Origin of the sequence: Kitasatospora sp. NPDC049285, from assembly GCF_040678815.1 — a bacterium.
GTDB lineage: Bacteria > Actinomycetota > Actinomycetes > Streptomycetales > Streptomycetaceae > Kitasatospora.
Window position 1 is genome coordinate 58,907 of sequence record NZ_JBFAQR010000007.1, and the last position, 14,979, is coordinate 73,885.

Below are 14,979 nucleotides of genomic sequence, written 5' to 3' on the forward strand. Positions count from 1 at the left end.
CGTCCGCGCCGCAGGTGTTCCGCGGCGCGGACGGGAGGGAATGCGGACGTTGACAGCCGATCGATCCGGTCGGTCTAATGCTGACGCCCGGGAACGGGCAGCTCACGGGGGGAGTCATGGTGGGGAATTCGAGGATCGAAGCACTGTTCGAACGCGACCGGGCCTGTCAGGGCGCGGGCATCGCGATCGAGGAGGTCGGCTCGGGGCGGGCGGTGGCCCGGATGAAGGTCACCGAGGAGATGGCCAACGCGCACGGCATCGGGCACGGCGGCTACGTCTTCCTGCTCGCCGACGCCGCGTTCTCGTACGCCTGCAACAGCTACGGGCCGGTGACGGTCGCGCAGGGCGCGCAGATCACCTTCCTCGCGCCCGCGCAGCTCGGCGAGGAGCTGGTCGCGGAGGCGGTGGAGCGGGCCAAGGCGGGGCGGCAGGGCGTCTACGACGTGACGGTGCGGACGGCCGGGGGCCGGACCGTCGCGGAGTTCCGCGGCCAGAGCACGATGATCGCCGGGGCGCCGCACAGCGACTGACCGGCGCCGGCCGCACACCCTCACGGACCTCCGGGGATCGGTGTGCGGCCGGTGTAACCCCCGGCCACCGGCCGCGGAGACACCCGCGAAATGCGCTCTTCCTACAGTCACCACAAGCAGGTGCAGGTCGAACGGAAGGGCTCCCGTGGCCGGTCAGGTGGTGCAGGACGCAGGGACGCCGGAGCGGACCGGGCAGGTCAGGTCGGTGTGCTCCTACTGCGGGGTGGGCTGCGGCCTGCTCCTGGACGTCGGCAGCGGCCCGGACGGCAGACGGACGGTGCTGCGCGCCTCCGGCGACCCGGCGCACCCGGCCAACCGCGGCCGGCTCTGCACCAAGGGAGCCACCACCGCGGACCTGCTCGCCGCACCCGGACGGCTCGACACCGCGCTGGTGCGCACCGTCCGCGGCGAGGAGCCGGTGGCCACCCCGGTCGCCGACGCCATCGCCGCGACCGGCCGCCGGCTCCGCGCGATCGTCGACGAGCACGGCCCGGACGCGGTGGCGCTGTACGTCTCGGGCCAGCTGAGCCTGGAGGCGCAGTACCTGGCCAACAAGCTGGCCAAGGGGTACCTGCGCACCAACCAGATCGAGTCCAACTCCCGCCTGTGCATGGCCAGCGCGGGCACCGGCTACAAGCTGTCGCTGGGCGCGGACGGCCCGCCCGGCTCGTACCGGGACCTCGACCTGGCCGACGTCTTCCTGGTGATCGGCTCCAACATGGCCGACTGCCACCCGATCCTGTTCCTGCGGATGATGGACCGGGTCAAGGCCGGCGCCAAGCTGATCGTGGTCGACCCGCGGCGGACCGCCACCGCCGCCAAGGCCGACCTGTTCCTGCAGATCGAGCCCGGCACCGACCTGGCGCTGCTGAACGGCCTACTGCACCTGCTGGTGGAGAACGGGCACACCGACGAGGAGTTCATCGCCCGGCACACCGAGGGCTGGGAGTCGATGCCGGAGCTGCTCGCCGACTACCCGCCCGCCCGGGTCGCCGAACTCACCGGCCTGGCCGAGCAGGACCTCCGGACCGCGGCCCGACTGATCGGCGAGGCGGGCGAGTTCACCAGCCTGTGGACGATGGGCCTGAACCAGTCCACCCACGGCACCTGGAACACCAACGCGCTGGTCAACCTGCACCTGGCCACCGGCACCATCTGCCGCCCCGGCAGCGGCCCGTTCTCGCTCACCGGCCAGCCCAACGCGATGGGCGGCCGCGAGATGGGCTACATGGGCCCCGGCCTTCCCGGGCAGCGCAGCGTCCTCGCCCCCGCCGACCGGGAGTTCACCGAGCGGGTGTGGGAGCTGCCGCCCGGCACCCTCCGCGCCGACGGCGTCGGCCGGGGCACCGTCGAGATGTTCCAGCAGCTCGCCGAGGGCGACATCAAGGCCTGCTGGATCATCTGCACCAACCCGGTCGCCTCGGTCGCCAACCGGCGCACCGTCATCGCCGGCCTGGAGCGCGCCGAATTCGTCGTCGCCCAGGACGTGTTCACCGAGACCGAGACCAACGCCTACGCCGACGTGGTGCTGCCCGCCGCGCTGTGGACCGAGACCGAGGGCGTGCTGATCAACAGCGAACGCAACCTCACCCTCGCCCAGCCCGCCGCCGACCCGCCCGGTGAGGCGCTGCCCGACTGGCGGATCATCGCCGACGTCGCCCGCGCCATGGGCTACGCCGACGGCTTCGACTACGACAGCGCCGAGCAGGTCTTCGAGGAGCTCAAGCGCTTCCACAACCCGGCCACCGGCTACGACCTGCGCGGCGCCGACTACGCCCGGCTGCGCGAGACCCCCGTGCAGTGGCCCGCCGCCGACCCCGACGGGCCCGACCGCAACCCGATCCGCTACCTGCGCGCCGACGGCACCCCGCACTTCCCCACCCCCGGCGGCCGGGCCGTCTTCCACCCCCGCCCGCACCTCGACCCGGCCGAACTCCCCGACGACGACTACCCGTTCGTCCTCAACACCGGCCGGCTGCCGCACCAGTGGCACACCCTCACCAAGACCGCGAAGGTGGCCAAGCTCGCCAGGCTCAACCCCTCCCCGTTCGTCGAGATCCACCCCGCGGACGCCGCCGCGCTCGGCATCGCCGACGGCGACGGCGTCGAGGTGGCCTCCCGGCGCGGCCGGGCCGTGCTGCCCGCCACCGTCACCGACCGGGTCCGGAAGGGAAGTTGCTTCGCACCGTTCCACTGGAACGACCTGTTCGGCGAGTACCTCAGCGTCAACGCCGTCACCAGCGACGCCGTCGACCCGCTCTCCTTCCAGCCCGAACTCAAGTACTGCGCGGTCGCGTTGACCAAGGTGCCGACCCCGGCCGCGACGCCTGCGGCACCCGCCGCCCCGGTACCCGCGACCGCGTCCGCCGAGGTCGCCGCCGGCGCGGTGTTCGGCCTGGAGGTCGGCGCGCCGCCGGTGCTCAGCGAGGTCGAACGGCAGTACCTGGCGGGCTTCCTGGCCGCCATCCCGACCGGGCGACCGGGCGTGCCCGTGCTGCCCGTGGACGCGCCGTTCGGAGCCGGGCACGCCCAGTGGGTCAACGGCGCGCTGGCCGGCCTCTACTCGCGCACCGAACCGGCCGCCGCCACCACGCCCGTCCGGCAGGTCCTGGTGCTGTGGGCTTCGCAGACCGGCACCGCCGAGGAGTTCGCCGCCACCGCGGCTGCCCGGCTGCTGGCCGGCGGCCACCCCGCCGCGCTGCTCGCGATGGCCGACGCCGACCCCGCCGCGCTGCCCGCCGACGCCGACCTGCTGCTGATCACCAGCACCTACGGCGACGGCGACGCCCCCGACAACGGCGCCGACTTCTGGGACGCCCTCAGTGCCACCGAACCCGCCCGGCTGGACGGCCGCCGCTACGCCGTCCTCGCGTTCGGCGACTCCGCCTACCAGGACTTCTGCGGCCACGGCCGCCGCCTCGACACCCGGCTCGCCGAACTCGGCGCGCACCGGCTCGCCCCGCGCGCCGACTGCGAACCCGACTACGAGAACACCGCCAACGGCTGGCTCGACGGCGTCCTCACCGCCCTGCGCGAGACCCCGGCGGCCCCGGCCCCCGTGCCCGCCCCCACTGGCGGTCGCCGGGCCCCGGCCGCCACCGCCCGCCTGGTCGGCAACCGGCTGCTCAGCGGCACCGGCTCCGGCAAGGAGGTGCGGCGCTTCACCTTCGACACCCGCGAGATGGAACGCCCGCTGGAGTACGCCACCGGCGACGCGCTGGCCGTCCACCCCGTCAACTCGGCGCAGCTGGTCCAGGAGTGGCTGGCCGTCACCGGCCTGTCCGCGGACGCCGCGGTGACCCTGCCGTCGGTCGGCGAGCTGCCGTTCGGCGAGGCGCTCGCCCGGCACCTCGACATCACCCGGGTGAGCCCCGCGCTGCTCCGCTTCACCGCCGAACGCACCCGCGACGACCGCGAGTTGCGGGCCCTGCTGCGCGCCGACAACACCGACGCGCTGGCCCGCTGGACGTGGGGCCGGCAGGCCGTCGACGTGGCCGCCGAGTTCGCCGTCCGGGCCGGGGCCCAGGAGTGGGCCGAGGTGTTCGGCCGGCTCCAGCCCCGCCAGTACTCGATCTGCTCCAGCCCGCTCACCGACCCGGACCTGGTGTCGCTGACCGTCTCCGTGGTGCGCTGGGAGAACCTCAAGGGCCAGGCCCGCGGCGGCGTCTGCTCCACCCACCTGGCCGACGCCGAGACCGGCGCGGCCGTCCCCGTCCACCTCCAGCGCACCGCGCACTTCCGCCCGCCCGCCGACCCCGCCACCCCCATGATCATGGTCGGCCCCGGCACCGGCGTCGCCCCGTTCCTCGGCTTCCTGGAGGACCGCCGCGCCCGCGGCCACCGCGCCCCGAACTGGCTGTTCTTCGGGGAGCAGCACCGCGCCACCGACTTCTACTACCGCGAGGAACTCACCGACCACCTCGCCGCCGGTACCCTCAGCCGCCTCGACACCGCCTTCTCCCGCGACCAGCGCGCCAAGATCTACGTCCAGGACCGGATGCGCGAGCACGGCCACCAGCTCTGGTCCTGGCTCCAGGACGGCGCCCACTTCTACGTCTGCGGCGACGCCTCCCGGATGGCCAAGGACGTCGACCACGCCCTCCGCGAGATCGCCACCGCCCACGGCGGCCTCACCATCGAGGACGCCGCCGCCTACGTCAAGCAACTCGCCACCGACAAGCGCTACGTCCGCGACGTGTACTGACCGCCCCACGTCAACTCTCGCTGGTCCGGGCCAGGTTGGCGGCCGGCGGAGCGGCGCCGTTCGGCGAGTTCGCCGCGACGGCCGAAGGGCTGGAGTTCGACGGCGAGCGCCCTGGTGGAGAAGCGCACTTGGGCCGCTGCCTAGTCCTTCGGGCGTTCGTCGATGACCTGCTGGAGCTTGCCCGTGCGGGGGTTGGTGGCCAGTTCCGCGCGGGGGACCCACTCGAGTCGGAGGGGGTGGATCGCGCCGAGGGCGACTTCGGAGGTGTAGAGCGGGCGGGCGTCGAGGACGGCGCGGCGAAGGGTCTCGAGGAGGTCGGCCGGGGGCTCGGTGGTGTGGCCGAGGCGGATGATCAGGCCGTCGCGGCCGTCCCAGCGGCGTTGGACGAGCTGCATCCCCGCGATGTGCTGGCCGGGGTCGTGGGCGAGCAGGACGGCGCGGACGTCCTCGGTGGGCATCGCGACGGTGCCGACCCGGGCGCCCTCGGTGGAGCGGCCGAGGAGGCGGAAGCGGCGGCACTCGGCGTCGGTCCACTCGGCGCGGTCGCCGGCGGGGTAGCGCAGGATCGGGACCAGGGTGCGGAACAGGTTGGTGACCACCACCCGTCCGGGGACGCCGGGTTCGGTGATCGGCTCGCCGGTGGCGTCGTCGATCAGCTCGACCACGGTGCGGTTCGGGAAGGCCTCGTGCACCCGCACGTCGTCCCCGGCGACCGGGCCGGCGACCAGTCCGGCGTCGACCGAGGCGTAGCCGATGGAGGAGATGGCGGCGTTCGGGAAGGCGCTGCGCAGCAGCGGGCGCAGGTCGTTGAAGAGGATGTCGCCGCCGAACAGGATGAGTTGGACCTGTTCGGCGGGCCGGTCCTGCTTGAGCAGGGTCTCGGCGACCGAGGAGAGCTTCATCGGCTCGCCGGCCAGCACGTCGACGCCGAAGGAGTGGATCAGGTCGGCGATGTACTCGTCGGGCGCGGCGGCCACCGGCAGTCGGACGTTGTCGACGGGCGCGTGGTGCAGCGCGTTCTCGATGAAGAGGAAGCCGCTGTACAGCTCCCCGGCGCAGAACAGGTTTGCCACCTTCTGGCCGGGCCGGAGGCCGGCGTTGACCAGGCCCGCGCCGAACGCGCTGACGCTGTCGAAGTGTTCGGTGCGCGTCCAGGGCGAGAACTTGGGTGCGCCGGTGGTGCCGCCGGTCTTGTAGACGGCGGCGTCGGTCAGCGGCGCGGTGAGCAGTCGGTTGTCGGGCCAGGCGTTGGCGACCCAGAACGCCGCCTGGTCGATGACCGGCAGCTGGGTGAGCGAGGTGACGACGGTGGGCACGTCGCGGTACAGCTCGGCGTAGAACGGCGAGTTGGTCCGGGCGTGGTCGACCAGGTCCTGAAGCGGCTTGGCGGGCACGGTGGTTGCTCCTCGGGGCGGAGTCGGGACGGGCGGGAGCGCGGCCGGCCCGGCGCGGGCCGGGTGCGCTCCCGGCCCGGGGCGGGAACCGGCGGCGGGTCAGTGGGCGGGCCGTTCGTCGATCACCTGCCGGAGCTTGCCGGTGCGCGGGTTGGTGACGAGCTCGGAGCGCGGGACCCATTCGACCTGGAGCGGGTGGATCGCGCCGACGGCGACCTCCTCCTCGTAGGTGGGGCGGGCGTCGAGGACGGCACGGCGCAGGGTCTCGAGCAGGCCGGCCGGGGGCTCGGTGGTGTGGCCGAGGCGGATGAGCAGGCCGTCGCGACCGTCCCAGCGGCGCTGGACGAACTGCAGGCCGGTGATGTGGTGCCCGGGGTCGTGGGCGAGCAGCACGTCGCGGACGTCCTCGGTGGGCATGGTGACGATGCCGACCCGGGCGCCCTCGGTGGAGCGGCCGAGGAGGCGGAAGCGGCGGCACTCGGCGTCGGTCCACTCGGCGCGGTCGCCGGCGGGGTAGCGCAGGATCGGCATCAGGGTGCGGAACAGGTTGGTCACCACCACCCGTCCGGGGACGCCGGGTTCGGTGATCGGCTCGCCGGTGGCCTCGTCGATCAGCTCGACCACGGTCCGGTTCGGGAACGCCTCGTGGACGCGCAGGTCCTCCCCGGCGGGCACCGGCCCGGCGACCAGTCCGGCGTCCACGGAGGCGTAGCCGATCGAGGAGAGCGCGGCGTTCGGGAAGGCGCTGCGCAGCAGCGGGCGCAGGTCGTTGAAGAGGATGTCGCCGCCGAACAGGATGAGTTGGACCTGTTCGGCGGGCCGGTCCTCCTTCAGGAGCGTCTCGGCGACGGAGGACAGCTTCATCGGCTCGCCGGCGAGCACGTCGACGCCGAAGGAGTGGATCAGGTCGGTGACGTACTCGTCGGGCGCGGTCGCCACGGGCAGTCGGACGTTGTCGACGGGCGCGTGGTGCAGCGCGTTCTCGATGAAGATGAAGCCGCTGTAGAACTCGCCCGCCCGGAACAGGTTGGCCACCTTCTGGCCGGGCTTGAGGCCCGCGTTGACCAGGCCGGCGCCGAACGCGCTGACCGAGTCGAAGTGCTCCGAGCGGGTCCACGGTGAGAACTTGGGCGCGCCGGTGGTGCCGCCGGACTTGTACACGGCGGCGTCGGTGAGCGGGCCGGTGAGCAGCCGGTTGTCGGGCCAGCTGTTGGCGGCCCAGAACGCGACCTGGTCGATGACGGGCAGCTGGGTGAGCGAGGTGACGACGGCGGGCGCGTCGCGGTACAGCTCGGCGTAGAACGGCGAGTTGGCCCGGGCGTGGTCGACGAGCACCTGAAGTGGCCTGGCGGGCATGGGGGTTGCTCCTCGGTTCGGAGTCAGGGGCGGTCAGGGGGCGGGGGTGAGGCCGATCCAGTCGTGGGCGAGCCGCTGGATCGCGGTGCCGTCGCGGTCGGCGAGCTTGGCGTCGAGGTAGCCCGCGGCCCACGCGTTGGCGGGGATCCGGAACGCCGGCCGGTCCTCGGCCAGCGCCTGCAGCACGGCCTCGGCGACCTCGGCGGCGGGCTGTCCGGCGCTCGCCCAGCCCTTGCCCAGCCGGTCCACGTAGCTGGCGAAGGTGTCCGCGTACGGGCCCGAGGCGGCCTGCACGGTGGACCGGTTGACGTCGGGGAAGACGCCGAAGTTGGTGTCGGGGACGTAGCCGGGCACCAGCATCGAGACCCGCACGCCGTGTGCGGCGGCCACCGGGGCGAGCGCCTCCATGAAGCCCTCGACGGCGAACTTGGCCGCGCAGTACGCCTCGTTGAAGGGCTGGCCGACCACGCCGTGCACGCTGCCGATGGTCAGCATCCGGCCGCGGGAGGCGCGCAGCAGCGGCATCGCGGCGCGCGAGACGGCGACCGTGCCGAAGAAGTTGACGTCCAGGTTGGCGCGCAGCGCCGCCGAGGTGGACATCTCCAGCGTCGGGTCGAAGTTGGAGATCCCGGCGTTGTTGACCAGGGCGTCGAGGTGGTCGACCCCGGCGAAGCAGGCCGCGACGGACTCCTCGTCGGTGACGTCGAGCCGGCGGACCAGGGCGTCGGGCGCGGCGGCCCGCAGGGCGTCGGCGCGGTCCGGGGAGCGCACGGTGGCGATCACCGTCCAGCCGGCCCGGCTCGCGGCGGCCGCGGTGGCCAGCCCGATCCCGGAGGAGCAGCCGGTGATCAGCACCACCTGACGGTCCGTCATGAGGTGGCCTCCGCGAGCTCGGTGACGGTATCGACGGCCTTCGGGAGGTCGGCGTCCATCCGGGACTGGATGCCGAGCGCGGGCAGGAAGGAGCAGGCGGCCAGCAGGGTGCCGCCGGCCATGGTCCAGCGGGCCGCGTCGAGGACGCCGAGCGGGCCGGTGAGCAGCGAGACGGCGAGGCCGCCGACCAGCGCGGCGAGCGGGATGACGCCCCAGGTGGCGGTGCGGAACGCGGCGTGCATGACGCCCTGGTGCTGCGCGGACATCCGGGACTGCCGGGCGGGCGCGGAGCACACGTTGATGCAGGACATGAAGAAGCCGTAGCAGCCCATGGTGGCCGCGATGACGGGCCCGGCGGGCACCGCGGGCGCGGCCAGCACGCCCAGGCCGACCAGGCAGTGCAGCAGCAGCGCCCACGCCAGGGTCCGGCCGATGCCGAGGCGTTCGCTGATCTTCGGGGCGACCAGCGCGCCGAGCAGCGCGCCGACGGCGCCCGCGGACATCGCCGCGCCGAACACGCCGACGCTGACGCCGAGGCCGCGGTAGGCGAGCACCGGCAGCACGGTGACGAAGATCGGGCCGCCGGAGTTCAGCGTGACCGCGGCGAGCACCACCCGGCGCAGCACCGGGTCCTGCCAGTTGAGCCGGAAGCCGAGGGTGAGGCGCTGCCACACCGAGCCCTGGGCGACGGTGCGCTCGCCCCACGGCTGCATCCAGCGGAAGCAGGCCGCGGAGACCAGGTAGCTGGCGGCGTCGACCAGCAGCGAGGCGGCGCCGAGCGCGCTGTACAGGGCGGCGGCGATGGACGGCCCGGCGACCTCGGCGACCGAGCCGCTGCCCTCCAGCCGGGAGTAGGCGCGGACCAGGTGCTCCTTCTCGACCACGGCGGGCACGGCCACCAGGTAGCCGACGTTGAAGAAGATCGTCGCGCCGGAGACCACCGCCACGGAGCAGAAGAGCAGCGGCGTGGAGAGGAAGTCCAGCCAGTACGCGAGCGGGATGACGGCGACGGCCAGCACCCGGACCAGGTCGCAGACCAGCAGGGTGAGCCGCTTGTCCCAGCGGTCCACCAGCACGCCCGCGACCGGTCCGAGCAGCGGGATGCCCAGGTACTGGGCCATCGCGACGATGCCGACCTGGAACGCGGAGGCGTGCAGCACGAAGATCATCAGGGTCGGGACGACGAACACCGTCACCCGGTCGCCGACGTTGGAGATCGACTTGCCGACGAAGAACAGGTTGAAGCCCCGGCCGAGTGACTGGGGCATGCGCAGACTCACGATTCCTCCCGTACGACGAAGCCGGCCGTCTTCCCGGTCCGGTCGTTGCTGACCAGCGCGTCCACCACACGGACCCGGACGTTCTCCGGGTCGTGCACGAAACCGGTGCTCAAGGTGAAGGTGCTGGACAGCAGTTCACGGCGCAGCGACTCGGTGTCGACCTGCGCGCCGGCCGCGGCCAGCAGCAGCACCTCGACCCGCAGGGCCCGCCCGGCCTGCTCGGTGATCAGCACCTGGCCGCGGGTCACCCCCGGCTCGGCCTCCGCCCGGGCGAGCAGCTCGTCGACGTGCAGGCCCAGTCCGCGCACCTGCACGACGTTGTCCCGGCGGCCCAGCACCCGCATCGCGGGCTCCGGCCGCCCGCACGGGCAGGACACCAACTCGCCCGCGTCGCCGGTGCGGTAGCGCAGCACCGGGTTGAGCATCGCCGGGTCCAGCGAGGTGAAGTCCAGCAGCCCGCCCTCGCCGACGTGCACCAGCTGGTGCGGGAACGGGTGGAAGGTGTCGGCCGGGCAGTCCGGCGTGTTGGAGCCGACCACCCAGGTCTCGGTGGACCCGAACATGCCGTGCCGCCGGGCCTCCGGCGCCACCGCCGCCAGGTCCTCCTCCAGCTGCGGCTGCCAGGCCTCGCCGAGCCACAGCACCTTGCGCAGCGACGGCAGTTTGATCCCGGCGGCGCGGGCGTGCGAGAACCACAGCCGCAGCACGCTCGGGGTGCCGCCGATCGCGGTGACCTTCCGGTCGGCGAGGAAGGCCAGCCACTCCGGGTACTCCTCCCGGGTGACCGAGCCCAGCGCGATCACCCGGCAGCCGGACAGGTCCGCCAGGCCCGCCGCCAGGAAGTGCGCGCCCCACATCCGGCCCGCGCCCCAGGCGTTGACGAACACGTCGTCCCGGTCCAGCGGCTGCCAGTGCTCGTACACCTTCGCCATGTAGAACCCGGTCGGCGCGTACCCGACCTTCGGCGCGCCGGTGCTGCCGCCGGACTGGAACAGCCAGGTCGCGCCCTGCTCCGCCTGCGGCTCCAGGTGCGCCAGCGCCACGTTCAGGTCGTCCTTGGCCAGCGGCGGCAGCGCGGCGACGTCCGCCAGCGACACCGGTTCCGGCGCCCCGTCGTAGCGGGCCGCCAACTCCGGTACGGTGCGCAGCTGTTCCAGCGTGCGGCGGGCCACCGCGAGGCCCGGCGCCGCGGCCTGCCCGGTCAGCGAGAAACTCATCGCGCCGCCCCTCCGTTCGCCAGCCACTTCGCGTGCGCGTCGCGGTACGCGGTGAACCGCGCCCGGGTGACGTCCCGTTGCACCGAGCGGTGCGGGTCGTCGAAGTCGGGGGCGATCACCCCGTCCGGCTCCAGCTCGGAGAACCAGAACCGCTCGCCGTCGTGCAGGAAGTCCACGCAGAAGAACGGGATCGGCAGTTTCCGCGCGAAGTACTCGGTGGCTTCGGCGAGTTCACCGGGAAGCTCGCAGAAGTCCATCGAGCCGCCGCGGCTGGCGTTGGCCACCGGCGAGCCCGCCTCCGGGGTGCGCCGCAGCACCGCGTACGGCCGCCCGTCGACCACGTAGACCCGGTAGTCGACCGTGCCGTCGCCGAGGTACGGCTGCGCCACCAGCGTGGTGTCGCCGCCCTGCGCGAGGCTGGCCAGGCCGCGGACGTCCTCGCGGGAGCGGGCCAGGTTGATCCCGCCGCCGCCGCACCAGCCGGCCGGCTTCACGATCGCCGGGAACTCCAGGCCGTCCAGCGCCACCTCGTACTGGTGCTTGGAGACGTCCCGGCCGGAGCCGATCCGCACCGACGGGATCGCCGGGACCGGCGAGTCCGCCAGGAACAGCATGGTCGCCAGCTTGTCGTTGCCCAGCAGCGACACCTGCGCCGGGAACGGCAGGTAGAAGCCCGCCTGCTCCAGCACCGTGCACAGCGCCAGCTGGTTGAACACGTCCATCGACTGGTACGGCAGCGAGTACAGCGCCGTGATGAACAGGGTGTCCTCGGGGGTCACCAGGTCCTCGTCGACGTACACCTTCGGCCGGGCCGGATCGATGCCGTCCACGGTCACCGCCTCCGGGGCGTGCCGGGTCCAGCTCATCCCCAGCTCCGCGGCGATCTCCGCGTACATGTCCCAGAAGTAGTGCTGCCACATCGCGCCGGACCGGGTGGACTCCCGGTCCGGGAAGATCCAGCACATCCGACGCAGCGGCGCCAGGGCCTCGCTCACTCGCTCTCCTCCAGTTCGAAGTGCCCGTCCAGCGCGAAGTGCCCGGCGCGGACGCCCTGTTCGGCCCACCAGGCGCGGCCGGACTCGGGCAGGGTGTCCACCGGGTCGAAGTACGGGTGCCGGCGGTCGGCCAGCTCGGCCGGCTCCGGCGCGTCACCGGAACGCAGCTCCAGACCGGTGCGGTAGTTCTTCGTCCAGTACGAGACGCCGCGCTCGCGGTCGTAGTCGACCGCCTGGTGCACCCAGCGCTTGCCGACGTGCGGGACGTCGGCGACCATCCGCGGCGTGGCGTAGCCCGGCAGGTAGCCGAGGATCGCCTCCTGGAGCCGCTGCGCCTCGGCCAGCGAGGTGCGCCAGTGCTCCGCGTTGGGGATCACGTCGCACAGGTAGAAGTAGTACGGCAGGACGTTCGCCTCGCCCTGCAGGGCGAAGCACAGGTCCAGCAGGTCCTCCGGGGTGGCGTTGACGCCGCGCATCAGCACGCCCTGGTTGCGGACGTCCCGCACCCCGGCGTCCAGCAGCGCCCGCGCGGCCTCGGCGACCAGCGGGGTCACCGAGGCGACGTGGTTGGCGTGGGTGTGCACGGCCAGGTTCACCGAGCGCCGGGCGGCCAGCCGGGCCACCCGCTCCACGCCGCGCAGCACCTCCGGCTGGAGCCAGTGCTGGGGCAGGCCCACCACCGACTTGCTGGCCAGCCGGATGTCCCGCACCGAGCCGAGCTCCAGCAGCCGCAGCAGGAAGGACTCCAGCCGCGGCCACGGCACGTTCGCCAGGTCCCCGCCGGAGACCACCACGTCGCGCACCGTCGGGGTGCGCTTGAGGTAGTCCAGCATCTGCTCCTGCCGGTCGGCGGGCCGCAGCACCAGCCGCGACTTGGCCACCTGCGGGGTGGAGGTGCCGACCAGGTCCATCCGGGTGCAGTGCCCGCAGTACTGCGGGCAGGTGGACAGCAACTCGGCCAGCACCTTGGTCGGGTAGCGGTGCGTCAGGCCCTCCACCACCCACATCTGCGCCTCGTGCAGCGAGTCCCGGGCCGCCAGCGGATGGCTCGGCCACTGCGGGTGCCGGTCCAGGCGCACCGGCAGCATGTACCGGCGCACCGGGTCGGCCAGGAACGCCTCGGTGAAGGCCTCCGGCGCGAGCTCGGCGCCGACCGCCATGGTGTTCAGCATGTGCGGCGGCACCAGCACCGGCATCGTCGCGAACTCGGCCTGGTCGGCCGCGAGTTCACGGTAGAACCGGTCGGTGAGCAGCTCGCCGAAGACCCGCCGCAGCTGCCGCTCGCCCTGCACGCAGTTGGCCCGCTGCCACTGCGCGTCCCGCCACTGCTCCGCGGTCACCTCCCGCCAGCCCGGCAGCCGCCGCCAGTCCGGCTCGACCAGCGGGCGCCGCACGTACTGGTACGGCTGAAGCTGACGGTCCATCAGGAATGCTGCTCGGTCAGCAGGGCGGCGTGCCGGGTGCGCAGCTCGCGCTTCAGCACCTTGCCGGTCGGCCCGAGCGGGAACTCGGCGTCCGTGCCGGCCACCCGGAGCCCCGCCAGCTCGGCCAGCCCGGCCTTGGCGAGCTGCGCGTTGGCGGCCTCCAGCAGCCCGTCCGCCGACGCGCCGGCCTGCAGCCGCACCACCGCGACCGGCCGCTGCCCGCCGTCCGGGTGCGGCACGCCCACCACCGAGCAGTCCTGCACCGCCTCGGCGCAGTCGGCGAGCAGCACCTCCTCCAGCGGGAGGCTGTACACCGGCCCGTCCAGGGTGTCGATCACGTCGACGGTCCGGTCCAGGTGGTAGAACCGGCCCTCCGCGTCGCGGCGGGCGATGTCGCCCGTGAGCCAGTAGCCGGCCAGCCGGAAGGAGTCGGTCAACCGGGCGTTGTTCCAGTACCCGTGGGTGATCGAGGGCGCGACCACCGCCAGCATGCCGACCGTCCCGTCCGGGACCTCCGCGCCGTCCTCGTCCACCACGGCGGCCTTCACGACCACCTCCGACGGCTTGCCGACGCACCGGTCGTTGCGCTCGGTCTCCGGCGAGGTGACCTGGCCGAACAGCGCCATGCCCATCTCCGAGGAGCCCAGGCCGTCGATGAACTGCGAACCGGGCAGCGCCGGTTGCTCGGCCTTCTCCTGCGGCAGCAGCCACGGCTTGATCAGCCCGGCCGGGCGCTCGCCCAGCTGCACCAGCCGCCGGATGTGCCCGTAGTGCGCGCTGTCGCCGGTGTTGAACCAGGAGTGCACCTTCGCCGCGCCCGCGACCGGCAGCTCACCCGTGGCCAACTCGACGAAGGTGCGCGGGAAGGACGCCACCATGGTCGGCAGGAACGCCTCCATCACCGGCTCCACCGTCACCCGCCGCCAGTCCGCCATCACCACCGTCGGCAGGCCCAGCAGGGTGGCGGTGAGGAAGTAGCTCAGCCCGCCCGCGTGGGTGTGCGGCATCAGCGACATCAGCCGGTCCGAGGACTCCGCCGGGAAGCGCACCATGCGCGGCTGCTTGCCCTCCCAGAACTGACGGTGCGCCAGCGTGGTCGACTTCGGCGTGCCGGTCGTCCCGGAGGAGTGGATCAGCGCCACCACGTCGTCGGCCGCGTGCTGGTACGGGTAGCCGTCCGGCAGCGCCGCCGCCCCCGCGTCGAACGCCTGCACCTCGGCGGCGAGCGCCAGGAACCGCGGTCTGCGCTGCGGGTCCTGCCGGTACGCCGAGGCCAGCCGGGTGGTGTCGTCCGCCACCACGCCGACCACGCCGACGTGGTTCAGGTAGCGCACCATCACGTCGTGCCGCATCGCGTCGTTGATCAGCGCCGGCACCGCGCCCAGCGCGGTCAGCGCGAAGAAGTGCAGCAGCGGCTCCAGGCCCTCGCCGACCACCACGCCCACCGGCTCGCCGGCCCGCACCCCGTTGGCGTGGTACCAGGCCGCGTACCGGTCCCGCAGCGCCGCGAGGTCCAGCAGGCTGTGCCCGTGCAGCACCACCTGCCCCCGGTGGTCCGTGCGGTGGCTGAACGCGTACGGCACCGCCCGGTTCGGGTTGGCCGCGATCGCCCGATCGAGGAAGTTGCCCGCCCCCAGCGTCGGGTCGGTCATGAACTGCTCGCGGACGGCGAGCGGGGCGATGGAACTCTGGTCGCTCATGGCGGC

Annotated in this window: 10 protein-coding genes; 2 read left to right on the plus strand and 8 right to left on the minus strand. The window is 73.3% G+C overall.

Going from position 1 to position 14,979, the window contains the following annotated elements:
* The first annotated feature begins 116 nt into the window (after positions 1–116).
* Positions 117–530, plus strand: coding sequence for a hydroxyphenylacetyl-CoA thioesterase PaaI (paaI, locus tag AB0K51_RS07285; RefSeq protein ID WP_363451502.1), 414 nt, complete (start codon positions 117–119; stop codon positions 528–530).
* A 145-nt stretch (positions 531–675) separates the two neighbouring features.
* On the plus strand, positions 676–4,734 hold the full coding sequence (locus tag AB0K51_RS07290; protein WP_363451504.1) for a bifunctional nitrate reductase/sulfite reductase flavoprotein subunit alpha: 4,059 nt from the start codon (positions 676–678) through the stop codon (positions 4,732–4,734).
* Between the two features lie 140 nt (positions 4,735–4,874).
* On the opposite strand, the gene AB0K51_RS07295 is transcribed toward AB0K51_RS07290, so the two are convergent.
* The 8 genes from AB0K51_RS07295 to AB0K51_RS07330 form a co-directional block, all read right to left on the minus strand.
* Positions 4,875–6,128, minus strand: coding sequence for a phenylacetate--CoA ligase family protein (locus tag AB0K51_RS07295; protein WP_363451506.1), 1,254 nt, complete (start codon positions 6,126–6,128; stop codon positions 4,875–4,877).
* Between the two features lie 99 nt (positions 6,129–6,227).
* The gene (locus tag AB0K51_RS07300; protein ID WP_363451508.1) at positions 6,228–7,484 is read right to left on the minus strand and encodes a phenylacetate--CoA ligase family protein; all 1,257 of its coding nucleotides are present in this window, start codon (positions 7,482–7,484) and stop codon (positions 6,228–6,230) included.
* Between the two features lie 33 nt (positions 7,485–7,517).
* Positions 7,518–8,357, minus strand: a complete 840-nt coding sequence (locus tag AB0K51_RS07305; RefSeq protein WP_363451510.1) for an SDR family NAD(P)-dependent oxidoreductase — start codon at positions 8,355–8,357, stop codon at positions 7,518–7,520.
* Complete coding sequence (locus AB0K51_RS07310; RefSeq protein ID WP_363451512.1) at positions 8,354–9,625, minus strand: MFS transporter; 1,272 nt, start codon at positions 9,623–9,625, stop codon at positions 8,354–8,356. The genes AB0K51_RS07305 and AB0K51_RS07310 overlap by 4 nt, the downstream gene beginning before the upstream one ends.
* 8 nt (positions 9,626–9,633) lie before the next feature.
* Entirely contained in the window at positions 9,634–10,854 is a 1,221-nt protein-coding gene (locus AB0K51_RS07315; protein WP_363451514.1) for an AMP-binding protein, read from the minus strand.
* On the minus strand, positions 10,851–11,849 hold the full coding sequence (locus tag AB0K51_RS07320) for a hypothetical protein (RefSeq protein WP_363451516.1): 999 nt from the start codon (positions 11,847–11,849) through the stop codon (positions 10,851–10,853). The genes AB0K51_RS07315 and AB0K51_RS07320 overlap by 4 nt, the downstream gene beginning before the upstream one ends.
* Positions 11,846–13,273 carry a lysine 2,3-aminomutase gene (locus AB0K51_RS07325; RefSeq protein ID WP_363451518.1) on the minus strand — a complete coding sequence of 476 codons (1,428 nt, stop codon included), beginning with the start codon at positions 13,271–13,273 and terminating at the stop codon, positions 11,846–11,848. The genes AB0K51_RS07320 and AB0K51_RS07325 overlap by 4 nt, the downstream gene beginning before the upstream one ends.
* Positions 13,273–14,973, minus strand: a complete 1,701-nt coding sequence (locus tag AB0K51_RS07330) for a class I adenylate-forming enzyme family protein (RefSeq protein WP_363451520.1) — start codon at positions 14,971–14,973, stop codon at positions 13,273–13,275. The genes AB0K51_RS07325 and AB0K51_RS07330 overlap by 1 nt, the downstream gene beginning before the upstream one ends.
* Between the last annotated feature and the right edge of the window lie 6 nt (positions 14,974–14,979).

Bases quoted from the DNA above. Each gene is read 5' to 3' on its own strand.
- AB0K51_RS07315 (WP_363451514.1), bottom strand. From the start codon at position 10,854: ATGAGTTTCTCGCTGACCGGGCAGGCCGCGGCGCCGGGCCTCGCGGTG.
- paaI (WP_363451502.1), top strand. From the start codon at position 117: ATGGTGGGGAATTCGAGGATCGAAGCACTGTTCGAACGCGACCGGGCC.
- AB0K51_RS07325 (WP_363451518.1), bottom strand. From the start codon at position 13,273: ATGGACCGTCAGCTTCAGCCGTACCAGTACGTGCGGCGCCCGCTGGTC.
- AB0K51_RS07300 (WP_363451508.1), bottom strand. From the start codon at position 7,484: ATGCCCGCCAGGCCACTTCAGGTGCTCGTCGACCACGCCCGGGCCAAC.
- AB0K51_RS07305 (WP_363451510.1), bottom strand. From the start codon at position 8,357: ATGACGGACCGTCAGGTGGTGCTGATCACCGGCTGCTCCTCCGGGATC.
- AB0K51_RS07330 (WP_363451520.1), bottom strand. From the start codon at position 14,973: ATGAGCGACCAGAGTTCCATCGCCCCGCTCGCCGTCCGCGAGCAGTTC.
- AB0K51_RS07310 (WP_363451512.1), bottom strand. From the start codon at position 9,625: ATGCCCCAGTCACTCGGCCGGGGCTTCAACCTGTTCTTCGTCGGCAAG.